This window comes from Polaromonas sp. P1_G2 (assembly GCF_056405515.1).
Genome location: NZ_JBFUBY010000897.1, coordinates 1 through 518 on the forward strand (window position 1 = coordinate 1; position 518 = coordinate 518).

The 518-nt window shown below is 59.5% G+C and carries 2 protein-coding genes; both read right to left on the reverse strand.

The window, feature by feature from the left end; genetic code table 11:
• Positions 1-316, reverse strand: a 316-nt coding sequence (locus AC1D0P_RS28220) for a response regulator (RefSeq protein WP_477679754.1), incomplete at its 3' end; no start/stop codon positions are given.
• Between the two features lie 6 nt (positions 317-322).
• Positions 323-518: CheR family methyltransferase (locus AC1D0P_RS28225; RefSeq protein ID WP_477679755.1), on the reverse strand; the 196-nt coding region annotated here is incomplete at its 5' end.

A 518-nucleotide genomic window follows, 5' to 3' on the forward strand; every position in this document is an offset into this window, starting at 1 on the left:
TGTCGACCGCGCCGGCTTCAAGTGCCTGCAGCAGCGTCTGCGAGCCCTCTTCGGTCAGTGATGAGCACATGACCACCGGGATCGGGTGCTGGCTCATCAGCTTGCGAAGGAAGGTGATGCCGTCCGTGTTCGGCATTTCGACGTCGAGCGTTATGACGTCCGGGATCTCGTCACGAATGCGCTTGGCGGCGATGAAGGGGTCGGATGCCGTGCCGATCACTTCGATTTCAGGGTCCTGCTGCAGCACCTGGGAAAGTGTCTGGCGRACGCTGGCGGAGTCATCGACGATCAGCACGCGGGTCTTCTTGGTCGGCATCTGCCCTCAAATCCGTTGGAATACAGTGTTGGCGACAGTCTTCAGCGGCAGATCGAACCCGCCGACGGATTCGGAATGGCCGATGAAGAGATAGCCACCGGGGGTAAGGCAGTCGCAGAGGCGGCGCAAGACACCTGCCTGTGTATCTTTGTCGAAATAGATMAKYACATTGCGGCAGAAGATGATGTGGACGGGATCGCCG